Annotated in this window: 24 protein-coding genes; 10 read left to right on the top strand and 14 right to left on the bottom strand. The window is 75.6% G+C overall.

The window, feature by feature from the left end; translation table 11 throughout:
- Nucleotides 1–13: 13 nt before the first annotated feature.
- A complete protein-coding gene (locus NH342_RS01315; protein WP_253010469.1) occupies nucleotides 14–2,209 on the bottom strand; it encodes a diguanylate cyclase domain-containing protein in 2,196 nt (731 codons plus the stop codon).
- Between the two features lie 139 nt (nucleotides 2,210–2,348).
- Nucleotides 2,349–4,139 carry a GGDEF domain-containing protein gene (locus tag NH342_RS01310; protein ID WP_253010467.1) on the bottom strand — a complete coding sequence of 597 codons (1,791 nt, stop codon included), beginning with the start codon at nucleotides 4,137–4,139 and terminating at the stop codon, nucleotides 2,349–2,351.
- Nucleotides 4,140–4,246: 107 nt separating this feature from the next.
- Here NH342_RS01310 and pheA point away from each other — a divergent pair, with 107 nt between their 5' ends.
- Nucleotides 4,247–5,197 carry a prephenate dehydratase gene (gene pheA, locus NH342_RS01305; RefSeq protein WP_253010465.1) on the top strand — a complete coding sequence of 317 codons (951 nt, stop codon included), beginning with the start codon at nucleotides 4,247–4,249 and terminating at the stop codon, nucleotides 5,195–5,197.
- A gap of 41 nt (nucleotides 5,198–5,238) precedes the next feature.
- On the opposite strand, the gene NH342_RS01300 is transcribed toward pheA, so the two are convergent.
- Genes NH342_RS01300 through NH342_RS01285 form a run of 4 tightly spaced genes read right to left on the bottom strand, consistent with a single transcriptional unit; the run spans nucleotide 5,239 to nucleotide 8,548 of the window.
- Nucleotides 5,239–6,429 (bottom strand): VanZ family protein, encoded by a 1,191-nt coding sequence (locus NH342_RS01300; protein WP_253010463.1) that lies wholly within the window; start codon nucleotides 6,427–6,429, stop codon nucleotides 5,239–5,241.
- Between the two features lie 9 nt (nucleotides 6,430–6,438).
- On the bottom strand, nucleotides 6,439–6,762 hold the full coding sequence (locus tag NH342_RS01295) for a co-chaperone GroES (protein WP_253010460.1): 324 nt from the start codon (nucleotides 6,760–6,762) through the stop codon (nucleotides 6,439–6,441).
- A gap of 8 nt (nucleotides 6,763–6,770) precedes the next feature.
- Nucleotides 6,771–7,118, bottom strand: coding sequence for a metallopeptidase family protein (locus tag NH342_RS01290; RefSeq protein WP_253010458.1), 348 nt, complete (start codon nucleotides 7,116–7,118; stop codon nucleotides 6,771–6,773).
- Nucleotides 7,115–8,548 carry a GuaB1 family IMP dehydrogenase-related protein gene (locus NH342_RS01285; RefSeq protein ID WP_253010456.1) on the bottom strand — a complete coding sequence of 478 codons (1,434 nt, stop codon included), beginning with the start codon at nucleotides 8,546–8,548 and terminating at the stop codon, nucleotides 7,115–7,117. The genes NH342_RS01290 and NH342_RS01285 overlap by 4 nt, the downstream gene beginning before the upstream one ends.
- Before the next feature lie 42 nt (nucleotides 8,549–8,590).
- Between NH342_RS01285 and cobF the strand changes: the two genes are divergently transcribed.
- On the top strand, nucleotides 8,591–9,370 hold the full coding sequence (gene cobF, locus NH342_RS01280) for a precorrin-6A synthase (deacetylating) (protein ID WP_253010454.1): 780 nt from the start codon (nucleotides 8,591–8,593) through the stop codon (nucleotides 9,368–9,370).
- Nucleotides 9,371–9,453: 83 nt separating this feature from the next.
- Complete coding sequence (locus tag NH342_RS01275; protein WP_253010452.1) at nucleotides 9,454–10,161, top strand: hypothetical protein; 708 nt, start codon at nucleotides 9,454–9,456, stop codon at nucleotides 10,159–10,161.
- 59 nt (nucleotides 10,162–10,220) lie between these two features.
- On the opposite strand, the gene NH342_RS01270 is transcribed toward NH342_RS01275, so the two are convergent.
- On the bottom strand, nucleotides 10,221–10,649 hold the full coding sequence (locus NH342_RS01270) for an ATP-binding protein (RefSeq protein ID WP_253010450.1): 429 nt from the start codon (nucleotides 10,647–10,649) through the stop codon (nucleotides 10,221–10,223).
- Nucleotides 10,650–10,778: 129 nt separating this feature from the next.
- On the opposite strand from NH342_RS01270, the gene serS reads away from it, so the two are divergent.
- Genes serS through NH342_RS01255 form a run of 3 tightly spaced genes read left to right on the top strand, consistent with a single transcriptional unit; the run spans nucleotide 10,779 to nucleotide 13,782 of the window.
- The gene (gene serS / locus NH342_RS01265; RefSeq protein WP_253010448.1) at nucleotides 10,779–12,065 is read left to right on the top strand and encodes a serine--tRNA ligase; all 1,287 of its coding nucleotides are present in this window, start codon (nucleotides 10,779–10,781) and stop codon (nucleotides 12,063–12,065) included.
- Complete coding sequence (locus tag NH342_RS01260; RefSeq protein WP_253010446.1) at nucleotides 12,062–12,979, top strand: HAD family hydrolase; 918 nt, start codon at nucleotides 12,062–12,064, stop codon at nucleotides 12,977–12,979. Before serS ends, NH342_RS01260 begins: the two co-directional genes overlap by 4 nt.
- Nucleotides 12,976–13,782: a Cof-type HAD-IIB family hydrolase gene (locus NH342_RS01255; protein ID WP_253010444.1), complete on the top strand. Its 807-nt coding sequence runs from the start codon at nucleotides 12,976–12,978 to the stop codon at nucleotides 13,780–13,782. The genes NH342_RS01260 and NH342_RS01255 overlap by 4 nt, the downstream gene beginning before the upstream one ends.
- An 8-nt stretch (nucleotides 13,783–13,790) precedes the next feature.
- On the opposite strand, the gene NH342_RS01250 is transcribed toward NH342_RS01255, so the two are convergent.
- The gene (locus tag NH342_RS01250) at nucleotides 13,791–14,324 is read right to left on the bottom strand and encodes a bacterial proteasome activator family protein (RefSeq protein WP_253010442.1); all 534 of its coding nucleotides are present in this window, start codon (nucleotides 14,322–14,324) and stop codon (nucleotides 13,791–13,793) included.
- 101 nt (nucleotides 14,325–14,425) lie between these two features.
- Here NH342_RS01250 and NH342_RS01245 point away from each other — a divergent pair, with 101 nt between their 5' ends.
- Nucleotides 14,426–15,643: a cysteine desulfurase-like protein gene (locus NH342_RS01245; protein ID WP_253010440.1), complete on the top strand. Its 1,218-nt coding sequence runs from the start codon at nucleotides 14,426–14,428 to the stop codon at nucleotides 15,641–15,643.
- Between the two features lie 9 nt (nucleotides 15,644–15,652).
- On the opposite strand, the gene NH342_RS01240 is transcribed toward NH342_RS01245, so the two are convergent.
- Nucleotides 15,653–16,633 carry a zinc-binding dehydrogenase gene (locus tag NH342_RS01240; RefSeq protein ID WP_253010438.1) on the bottom strand — a complete coding sequence of 327 codons (981 nt, stop codon included), beginning with the start codon at nucleotides 16,631–16,633 and terminating at the stop codon, nucleotides 15,653–15,655.
- Between the two features lie 59 nt (nucleotides 16,634–16,692).
- Here NH342_RS01240 and NH342_RS01235 point away from each other — a divergent pair, with 59 nt between their 5' ends.
- The 3 genes from NH342_RS01235 to NH342_RS01225 are packed head-to-tail and all read left to right on the top strand — an operon-like array spanning nucleotide 16,693 to nucleotide 18,619.
- On the top strand, nucleotides 16,693–17,913 hold the full coding sequence (locus NH342_RS01235; RefSeq protein ID WP_253010436.1) for an FAD-binding domain-containing protein: 1,221 nt from the start codon (nucleotides 16,693–16,695) through the stop codon (nucleotides 17,911–17,913).
- Nucleotides 17,914–17,942: 29 nt separating this feature from the next.
- A complete protein-coding gene (locus tag NH342_RS01230) occupies nucleotides 17,943–18,185 on the top strand; it encodes an Arc family DNA-binding protein (protein WP_253010434.1) in 243 nt (80 codons plus the stop codon).
- On the top strand, nucleotides 18,185–18,619 hold the full coding sequence (locus tag NH342_RS01225; protein WP_253010432.1) for a type II toxin-antitoxin system VapC family toxin: 435 nt from the start codon (nucleotides 18,185–18,187) through the stop codon (nucleotides 18,617–18,619). Before NH342_RS01230 ends, NH342_RS01225 begins: the two co-directional genes overlap by 1 nt.
- A 15-nt stretch (nucleotides 18,620–18,634) precedes the next feature.
- Here NH342_RS01225 and NH342_RS01220 read toward each other — a convergent pair whose 3' ends face one another.
- The 5 genes from NH342_RS01220 to NH342_RS01200 form a co-directional block, all read right to left on the bottom strand.
- The gene (locus tag NH342_RS01220; RefSeq protein ID WP_253010430.1) at nucleotides 18,635–20,239 is read right to left on the bottom strand and encodes a 4-coumarate--CoA ligase family protein; all 1,605 of its coding nucleotides are present in this window, start codon (nucleotides 20,237–20,239) and stop codon (nucleotides 18,635–18,637) included.
- Between the two features lie 57 nt (nucleotides 20,240–20,296).
- Nucleotides 20,297–20,722: a PaaI family thioesterase gene (locus tag NH342_RS01215; protein WP_253010428.1), complete on the bottom strand. Its 426-nt coding sequence runs from the start codon at nucleotides 20,720–20,722 to the stop codon at nucleotides 20,297–20,299.
- A 184-nt stretch (nucleotides 20,723–20,906) separates the two neighbouring features.
- Nucleotides 20,907–21,830, bottom strand: a complete 924-nt coding sequence (locus NH342_RS01210; RefSeq protein ID WP_253010426.1) for an acetamidase/formamidase family protein — start codon at nucleotides 21,828–21,830, stop codon at nucleotides 20,907–20,909.
- On the bottom strand, nucleotides 21,827–23,044 hold the full coding sequence (locus tag NH342_RS01205; RefSeq protein ID WP_253010424.1) for a serine hydrolase: 1,218 nt from the start codon (nucleotides 23,042–23,044) through the stop codon (nucleotides 21,827–21,829). Before NH342_RS01205 ends, NH342_RS01210 begins: the two co-directional genes overlap by 4 nt.
- A 138-nt stretch (nucleotides 23,045–23,182) precedes the next feature.
- Nucleotides 23,183–23,575 (bottom strand): HU family DNA-binding protein, encoded by a 393-nt coding sequence (locus NH342_RS01200; RefSeq protein WP_253010422.1) that lies wholly within the window; start codon nucleotides 23,573–23,575, stop codon nucleotides 23,183–23,185.
- Nucleotides 23,576–23,610 lie beyond the last annotated feature (35 nt).

Raw genomic sequence — 23,610 nt, 5'->3', positions numbered from 1 at the left:
CACGGGCCCCCTCTCAGACGCTCAGCGGTGCGGCGGGCAGGACGCGCCCGCGCGCGGTGTGGTCGCCCACCCGGCCGCCGTCGCCCACGACCCGGCCACCCCCTCGGGGGCGGGGTCCCGGGCGGGTGGGGAACGGATCAGCCGGGGCGGGCTCGACCAGCAGCCGGCCGAAGCCGCCGGCGCCGTCCTCGTCGGCGCCCGCCGGGGTCCGCGACGAGGACTGCGGCGACGACTGGGGCGAGGACCGTGCGGAGGTCTCGGTGCGCGGGGTGGGCACGTCGCGGGGGCCGCCGAAGAGGATGTCGGTCGGCTGCGGCTGCACGCCGGTGACACTATCCGCAGCGCCCGCTGACGCGGCGTCACCAGCGGAACCCGTGTCGAGGTCCAGCAGCTCGCCCTCGAACACCGGCGCGGCGGGCCGCGGCGGCTCGGCGGGGGTGCCCTCGTCGGCCCGGGTCTGGGTGACCCCGGACAGCCGGACGACGCGGTCGCGGCCGCTGCGCTTGGCGTCGTAGAGCACGCCGTCGGCGGCGGCGAACAGCGTGCGCCGGTCGTCGCCGCGGGCCGCCGAGGCGATGCCGGCGCTGATGGTCACCGGCACGTCGACGCCGAGGGCGGACCAGTCGTTGGTCGCGATGGACGCCCGGATCCGCTCCATCGCCCGCTCGCCCTGCTCGGCGGTCGTGTCGGGCAGCAGGATGACGAACTCGTCGCCGGCCCAGCGGCACACCTCGTCGGTGTCGCGCACGCCGTCGACCAGCAGCTGGGCGACCGCGCGCAGCACGGCGTCGCCGCCGGGGTGCCCGGCCTGGTCGTTGATGGCCTTGAAGTGGTCGATGTCCACCACGGCCAGCGCCGGGGCGGCACCGGCGGCCAGCAGGCCGTCGAGCCGGCCCTCGGCGTAGCGGCGGTTGGGCAGGTGGGTCAGCGGGTCCTCGTAGGCCTGCCGGCGCAGCTGGCCGGCGGCCCGCTCGGTCTCCAGCAGGCTCTTGCGGCGACCGAACAGCTCCACCCAGCGGGTGCGCCGCTCGTCGACCCGGTCGAGCTCGTCGGCCAGGTAGGCCTGCAGGTAGGGCAGCGCCCGGGCGGCGTCGTCGAGGTCGGCGTGCAGCGTGCACAGCTCGCGCAGCGCGGAGCGGCGCAGCCGGGGCAGCCCGTGCTCGGTGGCCAGGGCGAGGGCGTGCGCGAGGTGGTCGTCGGCGTCGGCGCCCCGGTCCTGCCGGCGCAGTGCCCGGCCCAGCGCCAGCTCGGCGGCGGCCAGCAGGGCGCGGTCCTGCGCGGCCGGGACCGCGGCGACCACCCGCTCCAGGGTGGCGACGGCGGCGTCGTGCTCGCCGAGGCCGACGAGGGCCGAGCCGAGCACGACCTCGGCGCCCGGCCGGTGCGGGTCGCCCTCGGGCAGCCCGGCCAGGCTCTCCTGTGCCAGCGCCCGGGCCTCGGTGAAGTGCGGGTCGGCGGCGTCGGGGCTGTCGTCGTCGAGCAGGCCCTCGCCCACCTCGGCGCACAGCGCGGCCAGCCGGGCGGCGCTGTCGCCGACCAGCCCGGCCGCGTCCGGCCCGGGCTCGTCCTCGGCCAGCCGGAGCGCGGTGTGGTGCGCCCGGCGCTGGTAGTCCAGGGCCAGCGGCATGAGCTCGAGGTCGGCCAGCACCGCCGACAGCGCGCCGAGGGTGTGCACCAGCAGCGGGGTCGGCGTGAGTGCGGGGTCCAGCAGGCTGGCGGCCTCCACCGCCTCGTCCATCGCGGCGTCCACCCGGCGGGACAGCAGCTCGATGCGGGCGTGCCGGACCAGGCCCGCGGCACGCTGCAGGTCGTCGTCGGTGGCGTCGAAGGCCGCGCGGGCCGAGCGGACCAGCGCGATCGCGGCCGCGGCGTGCCCGGCGGACTCGGTGCGGGTGCCGGAACGGGCCTGCAGGCGGCCGGTGTCGTCGGCCGGTAGGCCGTCGTGCAGGTCCAGCGGCGGCTCCGCCGCGGCCACCGGCTCGTCGATGGGGTCGCCCAGCAGCGTGAGGCCGGCCATCCGCAGCCGGCGCACCAGCAGCTCGGCGCGCAGGGTGTCCGCCCAGGCCCGCGACAGCGACGTCAGGGGCGCCGCGGACGCCGGCGCGGGGTCGGCACCCGCGTCGGCGTCGGACAGCAGGGCCTCGGCCACGTCGAGCTGCCAGTTGGCCAGCGCAGCGCTGACCTGCTCGTGCAGGATCCCCGGTGGCACGAGCGCACTGTGCCCGGCGGGCTGCGTTCTGTCACGCATTCCGTCGGGGCCACGCCGGGCCCGGCGCGCGCGGCCGGTCACGGCTGTCCCAGGTGCCCCGGCCGTCCCAGGCGCACCACCGGAACCGGGGCCCGGGGCGTCACGGTGCGGGCTCCGGGTCGGCCGCGTCCGGGTCGGGCTCGAAGGCCCAGCCGGGCGAGCGCGGGGTGCGCGCACCGAGCAGCTCGACGACCAGGGCGTCGACGGAGGTGTGCGGGGCCGGCGGCGGTGGGGCGTCCTCGTCCCCGGGGCCGCCCTCGCGCGGGGAGGTGCGCACCCGGTCGCGACCGGCCCGCTTGGCGGCGAACAGGTGCAGGTCGGCGTCGTCGAACAGCTCCCGCCAGGTGCGCGGGGCCGTGGGGTGGGACGTGGCGATGCCGATGCTGACGGTCACCTCGTCGCGCACCCCCAGCTCGTCCCAGGCGCAGCGGACGACGGCGTGCCGCAGCCGCTCCATGGCCACCACCGCCTGGGCCTCGCCGGCCCCGGGCAGCACGACGAGGAACTCGTCGCCGGCCCAGCGGTAGACCTCGTCGCCGGTGCGGCAGTGCAGGCGCAGCAGGTCGGCCAGCCGGCGGAGCACGGCGTCCCCGTGGAGGTGGGAGTGGCTGTCGTTGACCGACTTGAACCGGTCGACGTCGACGACCGCCAGCGCCAGGGGGGCGGTGGCGGGGTCCAGCTCGGCCAGCCGGCGCTCGGCGCTGCGGCGGTTGCCGAGCCCGGTGAGCGGGTCCTCCAGGGCGTGCCGGCGCATCAGCGCGTTCTGCCGCTCGGCCTCGCGCAGCCGGGAGCGGCGGACGAACAGGTCGGCCCACAGCTCCCGGCTGCGCTGGTGCATCCGCACCGTCTCGCCGCGGTAGGCCTCCAGCCAGTGCAGGGCCTCCGCCGCCCGGCCCAGTGCCGCGGTGGTGCGGCCCAGCTCCAGCAGCGCCTGCCGGTACCGGCGCCGGTCACCGACGGCGGCGAACGCGGTCGCGGCCCCGGCCAGCAGGTCCGCGGCCTCCTCGGCGGGCGGGCCCAGCGAGTCGGGCGGGCCGGCCAGCCGGCACAGCAGCCGGGCCAGGGCCAGGTCGGCGTAGCCGCGCAGCCAGGGCCCACCCTCGGCGGCGACCCGGTCGCGGACCCGGCGCAGCGCCGGCAGGGTGTCCTCGAGGTCACCGGCCAGCGTCAGCGCCCAGCCGTGCACGACCGAGAGCAGGTCGGACTCCCCGTCGGCCGGCTCGTGCGGCAGCTCGGTGGCGGTGAACGAGCAGCGCAGCGCCACCGCGGCCAGCCGGGCGGCGCGCACCTCGTCGCCGCGCCGGTGCACGGTCTGGGCCAGCTCGGCGTGCTGCTGGGCGCACAGCGCGAGCAGCTGCCAGCGGGCGGCGACGTCGTCGAGCTCGGCGGCCACCCGGTGGCCGCGCAGCGCCTGCGCGACCGCCAGCTCCTCCAGGTCCAGGCGGGTCAGGGCCAGCGACAGCCAGAGGTGTGCCTGGTGCAGCGGGCGGCTGGGTTCGTCGGCGGGCACCTGGTCGGTGAGCAGGCTGGCGTCCACGGCGAGGTGCAGGGCGGCCTCGAACCGGTCGCCGGCGACCTCCAGGTGGGCCAGGTAGGCCAGCACCAGCGCGCGCTCGGCGTCGGCCGGGCAGTCCTCGGCGGCGGCGCGGGCGGCCACCACCTGGCTGCCGGCGGCGTCGGCGTCGTGCTCGGCCAGCAGTCGGCGGGCGGTGAAGGCGTGCGACCAGGCCTGCCAGCGCGGCGCGGTCGTCGCCGCGGTCAGCTCGGCCTCGTGGTCGGCCAGCAGGTCGGTGAAGGCACGCGGGTCCTCGCCGTCGCTGACCGCGAGCAGGTCCCACCGCAGCCGGGAGAGGGCGGCCTCGTCCACGACGGAGGTGTCGGCGGTGCTCACGCGGACCTCTCCTCACCTGGGCGACGGCGGGCGCCGGCACGACGGTGGCGAGGCAGCTCCCCCCGGGTCGCCCGCGCAGGGCGCCCCGGCCGCACTACCCTCGCCGGATGCCTGCTCAGCCCACGGGACCGACTCCGACGAGGTTCGCCTTCCTGGGGCCCGAAGGTACCTTCACCGAAGCTGCCCTGCGCAGTCTCGGACCCCCCTCCGAGGGGGGCGCCGTGCCCGCCCCGAGCGTCCCGGCGGCGCTGGCGATGGCCCGGTCCGGCGAGGTCGAGGCCGCCTTCGTGCCGATGGAGAACTCCGTCGAGGGCTCGGTGTCCCCGACGATCGACGGCCTGGCCGGCGGTGCGCCCCTGGTGATCACCCGCGAGGCGTTCCTGGAGGTGGACTTCGTGCTGGGCGTCCGGCCCGGCACCGGCATCGCCGACGTGGCCCGGGTGGGCAGCCACCCGCACGCCCTGGCGCAGACCCGCGCCTGGGTCGCCGAGCACCTGCCCACGGCGCAGGTGCTGCCCGCGGCGTCGACCGCCGACGCCGCCCGCCTGGTCGCCGACGGCGAGCTGGACGCCGCGGTCTGCCCGGAGTTCGCCGCGCACCGCTACGGGCTGGCGGTGGCCGCCGCCCGGCTGGCCGACACCCCCGGGGCGGTCACCCGCTTCGTGCAGGTGGAGCGGCCGGGCCGGCTGCCTGCCCCGACCGGCGCGGACAAGACCACCCTGACCTGCTTCGTCACCGACCGGACCGGGGTGCTGCTGGACCTGCTCACCGAGTTCGCCTCGCGCGGCATCAGCCTGACCCGGCTGGAGTCCCGGCCGACCCGCGAGCGGTTGGGCAGCTACTCGTTCTCCGTGGACTGCGAGGGCCACGTCGCCGACCGCCGGGTGGGCGACGCGCTGGTCGCGCTGCACCGGCTGTGCGACGAGGTGCGCTTCCACGGCTCCTACCCGCGCGCCGACGGCCGGGCCGCGGCCGCGGTCCCCGAGCGCGTCACCGACAGCGCCTTCGCGGGGGCGGAGGACTGGCTGGCGCGGCTGCGCCGGGGCGCGGCGGGCTGATCCCGGAGCTCCCGGCGCGGCAGTCACGGCTCCCCATCCTGCTACCGCTGGGGGTCCGCGCAACCCCCGTCGACCACATCGTGTGCCTGGACGGCGACGGTGGGTGCATCCCCGGGGGGACCGCCGGCCAGCCGCGCGCGTGTGCTGACCACCGTCCCGCTGAGCCAGCCGGCCGGGCTCCGCCGCGACGGGGTGACCAGCGACGCCGCGCCCAGGACGGCCGGCCAGCCGACGGCCAGCACAGCGGTGGTCCACCCGGGGCCGGCCGGTACGGCGCCACCGGCCAGTCCCACGACCGGTCCCCACAGCACCGCCGAGCGCAGCAGCACGCGCACCCGGGGCGCCGGCGCCCACCCGTCCGGTCGCGCCGTGCCGAGCCCGACGGCGGCCTGCCCCGGCGTCGCCCGGGCCGGGTGCACCAGGGGGACGACCCCCACCAGCAGGGTGGTCACCGCCCCGCCGACCAGCACCACCAGCCGGTCGACGTCCACGTCGTCCAGCGCCGACACCCCGCCGCCGGTGGCCGCCGTGCCGAGCAGGACCGCGAGGACCACCACCCCGGTGAGCACGACCAGCAGCAACCCGTCCAGGGCGACCGCCCACGCCCGGCGGGGCAGACCCGGCGGGTCGAGGTCGGCGGCCGGCGCCGGCGAGGGGTGCGGCAGCAGCCGTGCCGCCGGGCCGGCGAGGGCAGCACCCAGGGCGGCGCCGAGGGTGTTGGTGAGCACGTCGTCGACGTCGGCCACCCGGTACGGGCAGGCGTAGGCCCCGAACACCGCGGTGCCCTGCACGACCTCCACCCCGACCGACACCGCCAGGCCGAGCAGAACGGCCCGCACCGGCCGGACGCCGAACCGCCACCGCGCGAGCAGGCCCAGCGGCACGAACAGCGCCACGTTGAGCAGCACCTGCAGGACGGAGGGCGTGCTCAGCAGGCCGAGGAGCCCGTCCCCGCGGCCGGCCGCCCAGGCCTGCTGCACCGAGTCCAGGGGCACCAGCTGCCAGGTCGCGACCCGGGAGCAGGCACCCGGCGTCTCCTCCGGCAGCGGGAAGAGGGTGAGGGCCACCAGACCGCAGGCGTAGAGGCCGACCGCCGCGGAGACCGCGGCCGGCCAGCCGCGCAGCCGGCCGTACCGCCGGTACTGGCCGGCCAACCAGGGCAGGAAGCCCAGGGCCAGGACACCGGCGAACAGCGCCACCGCGACCAGCGCGGACGCCCGCCACAGGGTCACCGGGCGCGCCTACAGGTAGAGCCCACCGGCCTCCTCGATCCGCTCGGCGGCGACGGCGTGCACGTCGCGCTCGCGCAGGATCAGCAGGTCCTCGCCGTGCACCTCGACCTCGTGCTGGTCGTCGGGGGAGAACAGCACCTGGTCACCCACCTTGACCTGCCGCACGTTGCCCCCGACCGCCCGGGCCTCGCCCCAGACCAGCCGCTTGGCGATCTGCGCGGTGGCCGGGATGAGGATGCCGCCCGAGCTGCGCCGGTCGCCCTCGTCGGCGCGCAGCGACACCAGCAGCCGGTCGTGCAGCATCTTGATCGGCAGTCGCGCGTCGTCGGTCACGGTGTCCACTATCCCCAGCCCAGTTCGTGCAGCGTCGCCTCGTCGATGCCGAAGTGGTGGGCGATCTCGTGCACCACCGTGACGGTGACCTCGTGCGCGACCTCGGCGGCGCTGTCGCAGACGTCGCAGATCGCCTCGCGGTAGACCATGATCCGGTCCGGCAGCTGGCCCGACAGGTCCCACGACCGCTCGGTGAGCGCGTACCCCTCGTAGAGCCCGAGCAGGTCGGGCTCGTCGGGGTTGCGGTCCTCGACCAGCACCACCACGTTGTCGACCAGCGCCATCAGCTCGGCCGGCACCTGGTCCAGCGCGTCGGCGACGAGGTCCTCGAACTCCTCGAGGGGGAGCGGCCTCACCAGCTGGTCGGCTGGGGCCGGCCCTCCTCGTAGCCGGCCGCCGACTGCACCCCCACCACGGCGCGCTCGTGCAGCTCGTCGACGGTGCGGGCGCCGGCGTAGGTGCAGGCCGACCGGACGCCGGCGACGATCTGGTCGACGAGGTCCTCCACGCCCGGCCGGGCCGGGTCCAGGTACATCCGCGAGGAGCTGATGCCCTCCTCGAACAGTCCGGCGCGGGCCCGCTCGAACCCGGACTGCCCGGCCGTGCGCGCCTTGACCGCGCGCGCCGAGGCCATCCCGAAGCTCTCCTTGTACATCCGGCCGTTGCCGTCGGTCTGCGCGTCGCCGGCGCTCTCGTAGGTGCCGGCGAACCAGGACCCGACCATCACGCTGGCCGCACCGGCGGCCAGCGCCAGGGCGATGTCGCGCGGGTGCCGGACGCCGCCGTCGGCCCAGACGTGCTTGCCGCCCTCGCGCGCGGCGGCCGCGCACTCCTCGACCGCGGAGAACTGGGGCCGGCCGACGCCGGTCATCATCCGGGTGGTGCACATGGCGCCGGGACCCACGCCGACCTTGACGACGTCGGCGCCGGCCTCGAGCAGGTCACGGGTGCCGGCCGCGGTGACCACGTTGCCGGCCACGATCGGGACGCCGGGCGCCACCGAGCGGGCCGCGCGCACCGCGTCCACGGCCTTGGCCTGGTGGCCGTGCGCGGTGTCGACCACCAGCACGTCGACGCCGTGCGCGAGCAGCGCCTCGGCCTTGCCGGCGACGTCGCCGTTGATGCCGACGGCGGCGGAGGTGAGCAGCTGGCCGGCCGCGTTGACCGCAGGGGTGTAGAGCGCCGAGCGCAGCGCACCGGTGCGGGTGACGATGCCGACCAGCTGGTCGCCGTCCACCACGGGCGCGGCGTTGACCCGGGCGTCGGACAGCACGTCGAAGACCTTGGGCAGGTCGGTCCCGGCCGGGACGGTGAGCGGGTCGGGGGCCATGACCTCCGACAGCTGGGTGAACCGGTCCACGCCCCGGCAGGCGCCGTCGGTGACCACGCCGACCGGGCGGCCGCCCTCGACCACGACGACGACGCCGTGCGCGCGCTTGGGCAGCAGCTGCAGCGCCTCGGCCACCGTCGCGGTGGGGGCCAGCGTGATCGGGGTGTCGTAGACGGTGTGCCGGGTCTTCAGCCACCCGACCACCTCGCCCACCACGTCGACCGGGATGTCCTGCGGGATGACCGCCAACCCACCGCGCCGGGCGACGGTCTCGGCCATCCGCCGGCCGGAGATGGCGGTCATGTTGGCCACGACCAGCGGGATCGTCGTCCCGACCCCGTCCGGCGTGGTCAGGTCCACCTCCAGCCGCGACCCGATGGTCGAGGGGTTGGGCACCATGAAGACGTCCGAGTACGTCAGGTCGGTGGTCGGGCGCTGGTCGCTGAGGAACCGCATGGCCCCATGGTCCCGCACACCGGGTCTGGTTGGCTCGGGCCCATGCGGCGTCTGCGGGTCATCGGCATCGGCGCGGGCGACCCGGACTACGTCACCGTCGGCGCGGTGCGCGCCCTCAACGAGGTCGACGTGTTCCTCGTCCTGGACAAGGGCCCGGCGACGGCGGACCTGACGGCGGCCCGCCGGGCGGTCTGCGAGCGCTTCGTGGAGGGGGAGTACCGCTTCGTCGAGCTCGCCGACCCCGAGCGCGACCGGGACCCGGCCTCGGTCGCGGCCGAGGACCGCTACACCCGCGCGGTCGACGACTGGCGCACCGACCGTGCCGTGCTGCTGCAGCGCGCCATCGAGGCCGAGGTCCCCGACGGCGGCACCGGCGGGTTCCTGGTGTGGGGCGACCCGTCGCTCTACGACGGCACCATCCGGGTGCTGGAGGAGATCGCCGCCGCCGGCGAGCTGGACATCACGTGGGACGTCGTCCCCGGCATCACCGCCGTGCAGGCGCTCACCGCCCGGCACCGGGTGCTGCTCAACCGGGTCGGCGGGGCGGTGCACCTGACCACCGGGCGCCGGCTGGCGCAGGGCTTCCCGCCCAACGCCGACGACGTGGTGGTGATGCTGGACAGCGACCTGGTCTGCCGTCGGTACACCGACCTCGACCTGACCATCCACTGGGGCGCCTACCTCGGCACCGAGGACGAGCTGCTGGTGTCCGGGAAGCTCGCCGACGTCGTGGACGAGATCGCCCGGGTGCGGGCGCAGGCGCGGGCGCGCAAGGGCTGGGTGATGGACACCTACCTGCTCCGTCGCCCGAGATCGGGTTGACCGTTACGGAAGCGTTACATCCAGATCTTGACGCCGACCCGAAGACCTCGTGACCGCCCCACCGCAGCAACGAGGAGCAACCCGTGACCATCACCAAGATCGCCCTGAAGCGCACCGGGGTCGCCGCCGTCGCGCTGAGCGCCGCCCTGACCATGGCTGCCTGCAGCTCCGACTCGGGCAGCAGCGCCAGCTCGAGCACCTCGGCCGCCGCGGCGACCTCGTCGACCGTGACCAACCCCGAGCCCGTCGCCACGATCGCCCAGATCATGGGCGGGGACACCGCCGTGGCCCTGGACTCCGGCTTCCTGGACGCGCTCACCAGCCTGGGCGTGACCCCGGGCGTCATCGGCGGGGCCACCCTCGAGGGCACCACGCTGGACTTCCCGATCACCGGCGGCACCGCGACCGTCTACCCGAAGGACTCCGGCTACCGGCCCTTCGTCCAGGGTGCGATCTTCCACCAGGGCTCGGGCATCTCGCTGACCGCCGGCGAGAACGTCATCCAGCTGGAGAACTTCGTCGTCGTCCCGAGCAAGCCGGCCATCCTGTTCGCCGACGTGTCGGTCAACGGCCAGCTCGCCGCGCCGTCCTTCCCGCTGTTCAACCTGAACGGCACCACGCTGGAGCCGATCACCGTCGACAGCTCCGGCAACGCGATCCTGACCGGTACCCAGGTCGAGGTCAGCCCGGCTGCCGCCGAGTTCCTCAACACCACCCTGGGTGCCCCCGGCGCCGTCCCGGACAACTTCCTGGTCGGCATCGCCACCCTCACCATCCCGACCGGTTCCTGATCCGGTAGCACCAGCGCCCCCCACCTCCGCGGAGGTGGGGGGCGCTGCTGCGTGTGGTGCTACCGGAGGACGACCCAGACGTGCTTGCCCTGCTCGGAGGCGTACCAGCCCTCCTCGACCGCGTCGTGCGCCACCAGGCCCAGGCCCATCCCGCCGTCGACCGGGTCCCGGTCCAGCGCCGGGCGGGGCGGGGCCTCGGCCGCCCGGTCGCAGACGGTGAGCAGCCAGGCGTCGTCGGTGCGGCCGACGTCGACCAGCACCGGGGTGCGGCCGTGCCGCAGGGCGTTGCTCATCAGCTCGTCCAGCGCGAGCACGAACATGTCCGGGTCGGCCACCGCCGGGCCGTCCGAGGCCTCGTGCTCGGCGATGCGCCCGCGCAGCTCGCGCCGGATGCGCGGCAGGTCGGTCAGGCTGGACGGCGACCAGTGCCAGACCGGCTGGGCGGCCGGCGGTCGGCGTTCGGTCCAGACGGCGGTGGGCTCAGCCACGGCGCGGCCCGTGGGACGGCATGCGGGGGACCTCCAGGACGGCGACGGTCTCGGCCGGAGCCTCGACTCTGCCCGGCGTGCGGCCCGCGGAAACGCAGCCGCCCCGGAGCCGCCCCCTACCATCGGCGCGTGATCGACCTGCGCCTGCTCCGTGATGACCCCGACGCCGTCCGTGCCAGCCAGCGCGCCCGCGGGGACGACGAGTCCCGGGTCGACAGCCTGCTCGCCGCCGACGCCGAGCGCCGAGCCGCCGTGCACCGCGCCGACGACCTGCGGGCGCAGCAGAAGGCCGTCTCGCAGTCGGTGAAGAAGGCCACCCCGGAGGAGCGACCGGCGGTGCTGGAGCGCGCCCGGGCCCTGTCCGCCGAGGTCAAGGCCGCCGAGGAGGCCACCCGGGCCGCCGACGAGGCGCTGCGCGCCGCGCACCTGGCCATCGCCAACGTGGTCGCCCCCGAGGTGCCGCCGGGCGGTGAGGACGACGCGGTCACCCTGCGCACCGTCGGGGAGGTGCCCACCTACGACTTCGAGCCGCGCGACCACCTGGACATCGGCACGGCGCTGGGCGCCATCGACATGGAGCGCGGCGCCAAGGTCTCCGGCTCCCGTTTCTACTTCCTCACCGGCCCGGGCGCGCTGCTGGAGTTCGCGCTCGCCCAGCTGGCCATCACCCGCGCGGTCGCGGCCGGGTTCACCCCGGTCGTGGCCCCGGCGCTGGTCGGTGCGCAGGCGATGGAGGGCACCGGGTTCCTCGGCGAGCACCTCGAGGAGGTCTACCGCGTCGAGCGCGACGACCTGTACCTGGTGGGGACGTCGGAGGTCGCGCTGGCCGGCATGCACGCCGACGAGGTGCTGGACCTCTCGGCCGGGCCGCGCCGCTACGCCGGCTGGAGCTCCTGCTTCCGGCGCGAGGCCGGGTCCTACGGCAAGGACACCAAGGGCATCATCCGGGTGCACTGGTTCGACAAGGTCGAGATGTTCAGCTTCTGCGCCCCCGAGGACGCCCAGGCCGAGCACCTGAGGCTGCTGCAGTGGGAGGAGGAGTTCCTCACCGCGCTGGAGCTGCCCTACCGGGTGGTCGACATCGCCGCCGGTGACCTGGGCACCAGCGCCGCGCGCAAGTACGACATCGAGGCCTGGTTCCCCACCCAGGGCACCTACCGCGAGCTCACCTCGACCTCGGACTGCACCACCTTCCAGGCCCGGCGGCTGGGCATCCGCTACCGCGACGCCGACGGCAGGCCGCAGACCGCGGCCACCCTGAACGGCACGCTGTGCGCGATCGCCCGCACGATCGCCTGCCTGCTCGAGGTGCACCAGCGCGCCGACGGCTCGGTGCACGTCCCCGCGGCCCTGCGGCCCTGGCTGGGCGGGCACGCCGTGCTCTCGCCGGGGATGTCCCTGGCGCCCACCCCGTGACGTCGCACATCCCGGCGCGGGCGGCGAACACGCTGCCGGCGCACAGCGGCGGCGCGGGCAGCGACGTCGTCCTGGAGCTCGGGGACCTCGGGCCGTGGCGGCCGCGGCTGGTCGCCACCGACCTCGACGGCACCCTGCTGACCAGCAAGGGCACGGTCAGCGACCGCACCCGGGCCGCGATGGACGCCAGCTGGGCGGCCGGGGTGCCGGTCGTGGGCGTCACCGGCCGTGGCCCGCGGCTGCTGGACAGCGTGCGGACGACGCTGGGCGGGCGCGGGGTCGCCGTCCTGGCGCAGGGCGGCTTCGTCGTCGACCTCGACCGCGACGAGGTGCTGCGCACCGTCGGTCTGCCGCGGGAGCAGGCGCAGGCCGTCGTGGACGCGATCGAGGCCGTCACCGGCGAGCTGGTGCTGGCCGTCGAGGACGCCGACACCCAGGGCGCGGCGCTCTCCCCGCTGCGGGTGCAGCACGGCTTCGACTGGCCCTACCCGGAGCCCGCGGACCTGCTGCCCCGGCACGAGGTGCTGCCCCCCGGCCCGGTGCTCAAGGTCTTCCTGCGCTCGGAGACCCTCGGCCAGGACGAGCTCCTGGCGCTGGCCCGCTCGGTCACCGACCCCTCGGTCGCCGAGGTCACCCACGCCGGGCTCGGCTTCATCGAGGTGCTGCCGCCGAGCATCACCAAGGCCAGCGGGCTGGCGGTGGCGCTGGAGCGGTTCGGCGTCGCCCTGTCCGACGTCCTGGTCTTCGGCGACATGCCCAACGACCTGCCCATGATCGCGGCGGTGAACGAGGCCGGCGGCCGCTCGGTCGCCGTCGCCAACGCCCACCCGGCCGTGCTCGCCGCGGCCACCGGCCGCACCGGCGGCCACGACGCCGACGGCGTCGCCCGCTACCTGGAGGCCCTGCAGCAGTGACCGGTTGGACCCCGAAGCTCATCGCCAGCGACATGGACGGCACGCTGCTGCGCAGCGACGAGACCGTCGCCCCGGCCACCCTGGAGCAGATCCGCGCCTGGGGGGACGACGGTGTGCCGTTCGTGCTGGCCACCGGCCGCCCGCCGCGCTGGATGCTGTCCATCCGCGAGGTGATCGGTGCGGGCACCGCGGTGTGCTGCAACGGCGCCGTCCAGCTCGACCTCGGTGCGTTCGAGGTGCTGCACGAGCACACCATGGACACCGAGGTGCTGCGGCACGTGACCGCCGAGCTGCGCCGCGAGCAGCCGGGCACCTGGTTCGCCGTCGAGCACGGCCTGGAGTTCCGGCACGAGCCGGTCTACCAGCCGCGCTGGGACGTCGACGCCCCCGGCGTGGCGGTGGCGACCCTGGGCGAGATGGTGTCCGCGCCGGCGGCCAAGCTGCTGGCCCGGCACGAGGACCTGCCCCGGGAGGAGTTCCTGGACCTGGTGGCCCGGGCCGTCGGCGACCGGGCCACGGTCACCAACTCCTCCTCCGACGCCCTCGCCGAGATCTCCGCGAAGGGGGTCAGCAAGGCCACCGGCCTGGCCGACGTCTGCACCGACCTCGGCCTCGGCCCCGCCGACGTCGTCTTCTTCGGCGACATGCCCAACGACGTCGCCGCCTTCGAGTGGGTGCGCGCCGGTGGCGGACGGGCGGTCGCGATGGCCAACGCCCACCCCGACGTCCTGGCCGCGGCCACCGACGTGACCGCCACCAACGACGAGGACGGGGTGGCCCGCTTCCTGGCCGGTCTGCGGTAGCCGCCCGGTCAGAGGTACTGGCCGCCGCCGGGCTGCGGCTGGGCCGGCATGCCCGGCTGGCCGCCGGGGAGGGCCTTGCGGCGCATCTCCTCCAGCTGGGCGCGGGCGGCCATCTGCTGGGCGAACAGCGCGGTCTGGATGCCGTGGAACACGCCCTCGAGCCAGCCCACGAGCTGGGCCTGGGCGATGCGCAGCTCGGCGTCGCTGGGGGTCTCCTCGGCGGTGAAGGGGAGCGTGATGCGCTCCAGCTCGTCCCGCAGCTCCTCCGACAGACCGCCCTCGAGCTCCCGGATCGAGGCCGCGTGGATGTCGCGCAGCCGGTTGCGGCTGGCCTCGTCGAGGGGAGCGGCCCGCACCTCCTCGAGCAGCTGCTTGATCATGGTGCCGATCCGCATGACCTTGGCCGGCTGCTCGACCAGGTCGCCGACGTCCTCGCCGCCGCCGTCGGGCGCGGGCAGCGCGCCGATGGGCTGGCCGTCGGGTCCCACCACCACGACCTGGCGGCCGCGGGCGGACTCGTCGTGGTTCCCGGGTGCAGTCATGGCCCCATCCTGCCTGCGCGCCCGGCCGCCAGCCCGCCGGGTGCGTGCCTGTGACGGAGCGGCCCCTCACGGTCACCGGGGGCCGGTCTAGGGTCGCAGGCATGGGACCCGGGGGCGCTGCGCTGGACGTCGCCCGCGTCCGGGGCCTGTTCCCGGGGCTCTCCGACGGCATGGTGCACGCCGACGGCCCCGGCGGGTCCCTGGTCCCCGAGAGCGTGCTGCGCGCGGTGTCCCAGGCGATGCGGGTGCCGATCGCCAACCGGGGCGGGGTGTTCCCCTCCTCCGCCCGCGCCGAGCAGCTCGTCGCCGGGGCCCGCTCGGCGGTGGCCGACCTGGTCGGCGGCACGCCGCGCGGGGTCGTCCTCGGGCCGAACATGACGTCGCTGACCTACGCGATGGCCCGCACCCTGGCCAAGACCTGGCGGCCCGGGGACGAGCTGGTGGTCAGCCGGCTGGACCACGACGCGAACATCCGGCCCTGGGTCCAGCTGGCGCAGGAGCTGGGTCTGCTGGTCAAGTGGGCCGAGGTGGACATCGAGTCCGGCGAGCTGCCCGAGTGGCAGTACGACCAGCTGCTCACCGACCGCACCCGGCTGGTCGCGGTGACCATGGCCAGCAACGCCATCGGCACCCGGCCCGACGTCCGCGCGATCGCCGACCGGGCGCACGCGGTCGGCGCGCTGGTCTACGTCGACGGCGTGCACGCCGCCCCGCACGGGCTGATCGACCTCACCGCCACCGGCGCGGACCTGCTGGCCCTGTCGGCCTACAAGTGGTGCGGCCCGCACGTCGGGGCCGTGGTGGCCGACCCCGACCTGCTGGAGACCCTGGCGCCGGACAAGCTGGCCCCGGCGCCCGACCGGGTGCCCGACCGGTTCGAGACGGGCACCCCGCCCTTCGAGCTCTACGCCGGGGTGGCCGCCGCCGTCGACCACCTCGCCGCGCTGAGCCCGGACGCCACCGGCACCCGCCGCGAGCGGCTGCAGACCTCGATGGCCGCGGTGGTGCGCTACGAGGGTGCGCTGTTCGACCGGCTGGACCGGGCGCTGCGCTCGATGCGGCACGTCCAGGTCCTGGGGTCCCCGCAGTACCGCACGCCCACGGTGAGCTTCACCGTCTCCCGGATGACCCCGCGGGCGGTCGCCCGGGAGCTGTCCCGGCGCACCATCTGCGCCTGGGACGGCGACCACTGGGCCCGCGAGCTGTTCGACGCGCTCGGCGTGAACGAGCAGGGCGGCGCGGTGCGGTTGGGCATCCTGCACTACAACACGGTCGAGGAGGTCGACCACGTCGTCGACAGCGTGGCCGCCCTCGCCTGAGGGCGGGACCTACTCGACGACGAGCAGCACCTTGCCGGTGTGCGAGCTCTCCTCCAGGATCCGGTGCCCGTCGGCGGCCCGGGCCATCGGCAGCCGGGTGTGCACCACCGGCCGCACCCGACCGGCCTCGACGTCGGGCCACACGTGCTCCCGGACGGCGGTGACGACCGCGGCCTTGCCGTGGGGGCCCTGGGCCGGCCGGCCGCGCAGCCCGGCGGCGTAGACGCTGCCCCGCTTGGCCAGCAGCGCTCCGAGGTCCAGCTCCCCCTTCCGTCCGCCCTGCATGCCGATGACGGTGATCCGGCCGTCGGGGGCCAGCGCGGCGACGTTGCGGGCCAGGTAGGCCGCGCCCATGTTGTCCAGCACGACGTCGGCGCCGCCGGCGGCCCGCACCACCTCGACGAAGTCCTCGTCCCGGTAGTTGATGGTGATCTCCGCACCCAGCTCGCGGCAGAAGGCGAGCTTCTCGGCGCTGCCCGCCGTGGTGGCCACCCGGGCGCCGGCCCGCACGGCCAGCTGGATGGCCATGGTGCCGATGCCGCTCCCGCCGCCGTGCACCAGCAGCAGCTCCCCGGACCGCAACCCGGCCTGCATGAACACGTTCGACCACACCGTGCAGGCCACCTCGGGCAGGGCCGCCGCGGCGGCCAGCTCGACCCCGGCCGGGCGGGGCAGCAGCTGCGCCGCGGGGACGGCGACCCGCTCGGCGTACCCGCCCCCGGCCAGCAGCGCGCACACCTCGTCCCCGACCCGCCAGCCCTCGACGCCGGGGCCGACCTCGCGGACGACGCCGCTGCACTCCAGGCCCAGCACCTCGCTGGCACCCGGCGGCACCGGGTAGTTGCCCTCGCGCTGGAGCAGGTCGGCGCGGTTCACCGCGGAGGCGACGACGTCCAGGACGACCTCGCCGTCGCCGGCGACCGGGTCGGGGACCTCGGCCCACACCAGGGTCTCGGGGCCACCGGGGGACTGCTGGGTGATCGCGTGCACGTCCCGACCGTAGGGGCCGCCCGGCGCGCGCGCCCGGCCGGGAACCGGCAGGGTGGGGCGTGCCCCCGCTGCCCGTGCCCGCCGTCGACGCCGTCCCCGCCTGGGTGGGGGAGCACCTGGGCCACCTGCACCGGGACGACGCCGTCGCGCCCTCGGGGCGCTTCCGTGGCGGGCAGGCGGCCGCCGACGCGGCGCTGGCCACCCTGGACGTCACCGGGTACGCCGGCCGGCGCAACCAGGTGCTGCCCGAGTCCCGGCGGGGTGCCTCGGCCCTGAGCCCCTACATCCGGCACGGCCTGCTGCAGCTGCCCGAGGTGTGGGACGCCGTCGCCGACGCGCCGCCGCGGGACCGCACCAAGTACCGCGACGAGCTGATGTGGCAGGAGTACAGCCGGCACCTCTACGCCCGGCTGGGCACCCGCACCCGGTCGGCGCTGCGGGCCGAGCCCGCGCGGGCGCGCACCCGATGGCAGGAGCCGTGGCCGCGGGACATGGCCTGCCTGGACACCGTGCTCGGCGAGCTCGACCGCGACGGCTGGCTGGTCAACCAGACCCGGATGTGGGTGGCCTCGCAGTGGACGGTGCGCGCCGGGCACGACTGGGCGCAGGGCGAGGACGAGCTGTTCGCCCGGCTCATCGACGGCTCGCGGGCGGCCAACCGGGTCGGCTGGCAGTGGACCGTCGGCGCCGGCAACGGCAAGGCCTACGGCTTCTCCCGCTGGCAGGTGCGCAAGCGCGCGCCCGGCCTGTGCGAGCGGTGCCCGCTGGCCGCCGACTGCCCGGTCGAGGACTGGCCGGAGGACCAGCCGACCCGGTGGCTGGAGCGCGAGCCCCTGCTGGCCGCCGACCCGTCGCCCGACGTCACCGCCGGCCCGGCCGACGTCGTGTCCACCGGGGAGCCCGAGGCGGTCTGGCTGACCGCGGAGTCGTTGGGGACGGCGGACCCGGCGCTGGCGGCCCACCCCGACCTGCCGGTGGTGTTCGTGCTGGACGAACCGCTGCTGGCCCGGCTGCGGCTGGCCTCCCAGCGGCTGGTCTTCCTGGTCGAGACCCTCGCCGAGCTGGGCGAGGACCGGGAGGTGCAGCTGCACCTCGGCGACCCGGTGCTGGAGCTGGCCGGCCGGGCGCTCGCGGTCACCCACGCCCCGGTGCCCGGCTTCCGCCGCCGTGCGCAGGACGTGCAGCCGGTGGAGGTGCACCCCTGGCCGTGGCTGCGCCGCCCGGGTGCGGGCCCGGTGAGCAGCTTCAGCGCCTGGCGCAAGGCCCAGCCCCGCCGCTAGCATTGCCAGCACTTCGGAGGGGAGTGGTCGTGGCCGCGTTGAGCATCAGGGACCTGGACGACGACGTGAAGGCGCGTCTGCAGGTGCGGGCGGCACAGCACGGCCGGTCCATGGAGTCCGAGGTGAGGGCCATCCTCACGGAGGCCGTGCAGGACGGTGCCCGCGACGTCGGGCTCGGGCAGGCGCTGCTCGACCGCTTCGGCGCGGCCGGTGGGGTGGACCTGGACGTCCCCGACCGGTCCGAGCGCCAGCGGCCCGTCTCCTTCGGCTGATGCCCGTGGTCGTGCTGGACACGAACGTGGTGTCCGAGCTGATGCGCGCCCGTCCTGACGAGGCCGTCGTCGGGTGGGTGCGCGACCAGGCGCCGGCCGACATCCACACCACCGCGTTCACCACGGCCGAGGTCCGCTACGGGTTGGCCCGGTTGCCGCGGGGACGGCGCCGGGACTCGTTGCTGGCCGCCGCGGACGAGGCGCTGGACGCGTTCGCCGCACGCGTCCTGCCGTTCGACCGTGCGGCGGCGGACCACTTCGGGGAGCTCGTCGCCGCCCGGGAGCGAGCCGGTACCCCCATCGCGGTGCTCGACGGGCAGATCGCCGCGGTCTGCCGCGCGCGGTCCGCCGTCCTGGCGACGAGGAACACGAAGGACTTCGAGGGGACCGGGGTCGAGCTGGTGGACCCCTGGAGGCACCTCACCCGAAGGTGATCGGCGGCGAGAGGGTCAGCGGGTGCGGAGCTCCTTGCGGAGGATCTTGCCCGCGGCGGACTTGGGCACCTGGTCGATGAACTCGACGATCCGGATCTTCTTGTGCGGGGCGACCTTCTCGGCCATGTAGGCCATCACCTCGTCCTCGGAGATCTCCGACCCCGGTGCCCGCACGAGGAAGGCCTTGGGCAGCTCCTCGCCGGACTCGGCGTCCTTCACCCCGATGACCGCGGCGTCGGCGATGCCCGGGTGCGCGATGAGCACGGCCTCGAGCTCGGCCGGGGCGACCTGGTAGCCCTTGTACTTGATCAGCTCCTTGACACGGTCGACGACGGTGTAGCGGCCCAGGTCGTCCACGACCGCCACGTCACCGGTGTGCAGCCAGCCCTCGTCGTCCAGGGTGTCGCGGGTGGCCTGCTCGTTGTTCAGGTAGCCGGCCATCACCTGCGGCCCGCGCACCCACAGCTCCCCGCGCTCGCCGGGCGCGGCGTCCGCACCGGTGGCCGGGTCGACCAGCCGGCACTCGGTGCCCGGGATGGCGTAGCCGACGGTGCCCTTGGGGGTGTCCCCGGCGCCCTCGGGCTGCAGGCCGCGGTCGGGCGTGGTGTGGCTGACCGGGGACAGCTCGGTCATGCCGTACCCCTGCGCGACGGTGACGCCGTCCTCACCGCTGCCGGCCAGGCCGCGCAGCCGCTGCTCGACGGCCAGCGCCAGCGACTCGTCCAGCGGGGCGGCGCCGGAGGTGACCGACCGCAGGCTGGACAGGTCGAACTGCTCCACCATCGGGTGCTTGGCCAGCGCCAGCAGGATCGGCGGGGCCACGAACGCCCGGGTGACGCGGTGGTCCTGGATGGCCCGCAGGAACTGCTCGAGGTCGAACCGCGGCAGGGTGATGACCGCGCCGCCCCACTGCAGGCCCTGGTTCATGAGCACGGTGAGGCCGTAGATGTGGAAGAACGGCAGGACGGCGATGATCCGCTCGCCCCCGGGCGCGAGGTCGATGAGCGGGCGGGTCTGCGCGACGTTGGCCACGAGGTTGCGGTGGGTGAGCATGACGCCCTTGGGCAGCCCGGTGGTGCCGCTGGAGTAGGGCAGCGTGACCAGGTCGGTGGCCGGGTCGATGTCCGGGGAGACCGACGGCGCCTGGGTGGTGAGCAGGTCGCGCAGGCTGTCGGCCCCCTCGGCGCCGTCGAGCACCACGAGGTCGGTGATGCCGGCGGCCTCCATCGCCGAGCGGGCCCGGTCCAGGAACGGCGAGACGGTGACCAGCAGCTTCGCGCCGGCGTCCTTGAGCTGGAAGGCGATCTCGTCGGGCGTGTAGAGCGAGTTGACCGGGCTCATCACGCAGCCGGCGGCGGCGATGCCGTGGAAGACCACCGGGAACCAGATGGTGTTCGGGGAGAAGACCGCGACCACGTCGCCCTTGCCCAGGCCGCGGGCGTGCAGCGCGGCGGCGAACCGGTCCACGTACCCGACCAGCTGGCCGTGGGTGATGGTCTCGCCGGACAGGCCGTCGACCAGGGCCGGGGCGTCCCCGAGGTCGCGCGAGGCGGCGAGCACGTAGCTCGGCACGGGCACGTCGGGGATCTCGACGTCGGGGAAGCGGCTGGCGAGCACCACGGTGGTTCCTCCTGGGGTGGGGGTGACGCCAGTCTCACACCTGCCCGGCGGCGGCGGTCACCGGGGCCGGAGCACCTGCTGGGTGCAGCGGAACAGCGCCGTCGTCCGGCCGGTGGTCGCGTCGGTGACGACGGCGTCCCAGACCTGGGTGGTGCGCCCGGCGTGCACGTTGGTCGCCACGCAGTCGATCCGGCCCTCGCGGGCGGTGCCGAGGAAGTTGGTCTTCAGCTCGATCGTGGTGAACCCGGTCGCGTCCTCGGGCAGCAGCGCGCGGGTGGCCAGCCCGCACGAGGTGTCGGCCAGGGCGACCACGGTGGCGGCGTGCAGGTAGCCGTTGGGCGCCAGCACCTCGGGCCGGACGTCGAGGTGGCTGGTCAGCCGGCCGGGCTCGTGGGTGTCGACGACGACGCCCACCAGCCCCGGCAGCGTGCCCGGCAGCAGGGCGTTGAGCTCGTCGGCGGTGTGGAACCCGGTGGCGGCCATGCCGCGGACGGTAACGGGCCACCCCGGCGTGGATCAGGTGGGACGACGAACGTGCATCCTCCGCCACCGACGTCGGCCCAGGAGGATGCACGCTGCTCGTCGAACCTGATCCACGCCGGAGGGGCACACGGGACGGGGACGCGGGACGGGCCCGCGGGCTCAGGGCAGCAACCGTCCCGCGGGCTCAGGGCAGCAACCGTCCCGCGGGCAGCAGGGCGTGCACGCCGACGACCTCGTTGACCACCTGGGTCACCCGCAGGTCGACCAGCACCGAGGCCAGGGCCAGCGCCTCCGACCGGCCGACGCCGTGCAGCACGCCCACCAGGTCCAGCACGGCGTCCAGCGCGTGGCCGGTGGCGGTGTCCAGGTCGTGCGCCACGCCCATCGCCACCCACCCGGCCGGGGTGCGGGCGACGGGGGTGCGCAGCGCCAGGCCGTGCAGGTCGTCGAGCAGGTCGACGGTGAGGGTGGCCTCGACCGGGCACTCGATCGCCGTCCCGCTGACCTCGCCGTCGCCCTGCGCGGCGTGCCCGTCGCCCACCGACAGCAGCCCGCCGGGCACGGTGACCGGCAGGTACAGCACCGAGCCCGCGACCAGCTCCCGGCAGTCCAGGTTCCCGCCGTGCCAGCGGGGCGGCACCGTGGAGTGCCGGCCCGGCTCGGCCGGCGGCACCCCCATGACCCCGAGGAACGGCGCGGTGGCGACCCGGTGGCCGTGCTGGGTGGTGGCCACGCCGTCGGCGATCGTCCAGCGCAGCACGACCGGGTCGTCCAGCACGCCCAGCCGCCGGTTCAGCGGGGTGTCCCGCAGGCCGCAGTACGTCGTCCCGAAGGCCCCGGGGACGACGTCGGCCACGCCGACGGCGAGGACCTGCCCCGGCCGGGCGCCCCGCACGGCGACCGGACCGGTCAGCGCGTGGCCGGTGCCCGGCTCCCACTGCGGGTGCCGCGGCCTCGCGGCGAGGTCGCCGCCGTCGAACGGGCCGGTGGACCACCCGGAGTCCAGGCAGCCGACGGTCAGCACGGTGCCTGGGTCGACGGTGACCGCCGGGGCCAGGTCGGGGTCGAACCAGCCGTGCAGGGTGCCCGCCCCGGGGTCGAGCCTCACTCGATCGCCTGGTGCACCAGCGAGCGCAGGTACCCGCGGATCGGCAGCGTGCTCGAGGGCAGCAGCTGGGTGTAGAAGGTCACCGACAGGCCCTCGACCGGGTCGACGTAGAACGCCGTGGACGCCGCGCCGCCCCAGGAGTAGTCACCGACCGAGGAGACCGTGCCGTAGCGGGCCGGGTCGAGCACCATCGAGAACCCGAGGCCGAAGCCGACCCCGCGCAGCGGCGTCTCGGCGAACAGCGGCCGGCCGTAGGCCTCCAGGTCGGCGCCGCCCGGGATGTGGTTGCGGACCATGTGCGCGATGGTGCGCGAGCCCAGCACCCGGGTGCCGTCGGGCGCGGTGCCGCCGGCCCGCAGCATCTCCACGAAGCGCAGGTAGTCCCCGGCGGTGGAGACCAGCCCGCCGCCGCCGGACAGGAACGCCGGCTTCTGCTTCGCCGCGGGCTCGAAGGCCTCCAGGGGGACCAGGCCCGGGGCGTACAGGCGGGCCAGCCGGGCGGGGTCGTCGTCGGGGCGCAGGCCGAAGGAGGTCTCGGTCATCCCGAGCGGCCCGAACACCCGCTCGGCGAACACCTCGTCCAGCGGTTTGCCCGCGATGACCTCGACGAGGCGGCCCAGGACGTCGGTGGACACGCCGTAGTTCCACTCGCTGCCGGGCTGGAAGACCAGCGGCAGCGCGGCCCACTGCCGGCTGACCTCCGCGGAGTCGGCCCCCGGCGGGGTGCCCCACTCGTGCCCGGCGGCCCGGTAGGCGGCGTCGACGGGGTGCACGTGGTGGAAGCCGTAGGTCAGGCCCGAGGTGTGGGTGAGCAGGTGCCAGACCCGGATGGGCTCGGTGGCCGGGACCGTGACGGGCTTGGCGGCGGGGCCGGCGACGTAGACCCGCGGCTCGGCGAACTCCGGCAGCCAGCGGCTGATCGGGTCGGTGAGCTCGAAGGCGCCCTCCTCGTACAGGCTCATCGCCGCGACGGAGGTGATCGGCTTGGTCATCGAGTAGATGCGCCAGATCGTGTCGGGGGTGACCGGCAGCCCGGCCCCGACGTCGCGGTGCCCGTAGGTGCCGACGTGGGCCAGCGCCCCGTGCCGGGCCACGGTGACGAGGAAGCCGGGCAGCTGCCCCTCGTCGACCCAGCGGGCCAGCCGGGCGTCCAGCCGGGCCAGCCGGGCGGCGTCCAGTCCTACGGATGCGGGGTCGGTCTCGACGGTGAGCACACCCGCATCCTGCCCCGCGGGTCCGACAGTGGTTCATCCTGCCCCGCGGAAGTCCGTCCCCCTGCACCAGAGCTGGTGCAGGGGGACGGACTTCGACCAGGGGACCTGGTCAACGCTGCGCGGGGGCAGCGGAGGGGGTCACTTCACCGGGACGGCGGCGGCGGCCTTCTTCAGGTTGGAGCCGGCGGTCAGCTTGGCGGTGTTCGAGGCGGCGATCTCGATGGTCTCGCCGGTCTGCGGGTTGCGGCCGGTGCGCGCCGAGCGCGAGGAGCGCTCCAGGGTCAGCAGGCCGGAGATGGCGATCTTGTCGCCGCGGGTGAGGGCGTCCACGAACTCCTCGCCCATGGCGGCGATGACGGAGTCGACGGTGGCGGCGGGCACGTCGGCGCGCTTGGAGATGGCGGAGACGAGTTCGGCCTTGTTCACGGTGGTTCCTCTCGGTGCTGGGGTCGGCCCGGTCGGGGTGTCCACCCCGGTGCGGGCAGGCCGGCCGACGGGGTCGACGGCCGGGGACGGCAGGCACGTTGCCATGCCAGGAGGCCGGATGGCCAGTCAGATGCCTGTGT

Source organism: Klenkia sp. PcliD-1-E (genome assembly GCF_024124375.1).
Classification (GTDB): Bacteria; Actinomycetota; Actinomycetes; order Mycobacteriales; family Geodermatophilaceae; genus Klenkia.
This window is presented reverse-complemented; position numbering and strand designations above follow the sequence as displayed.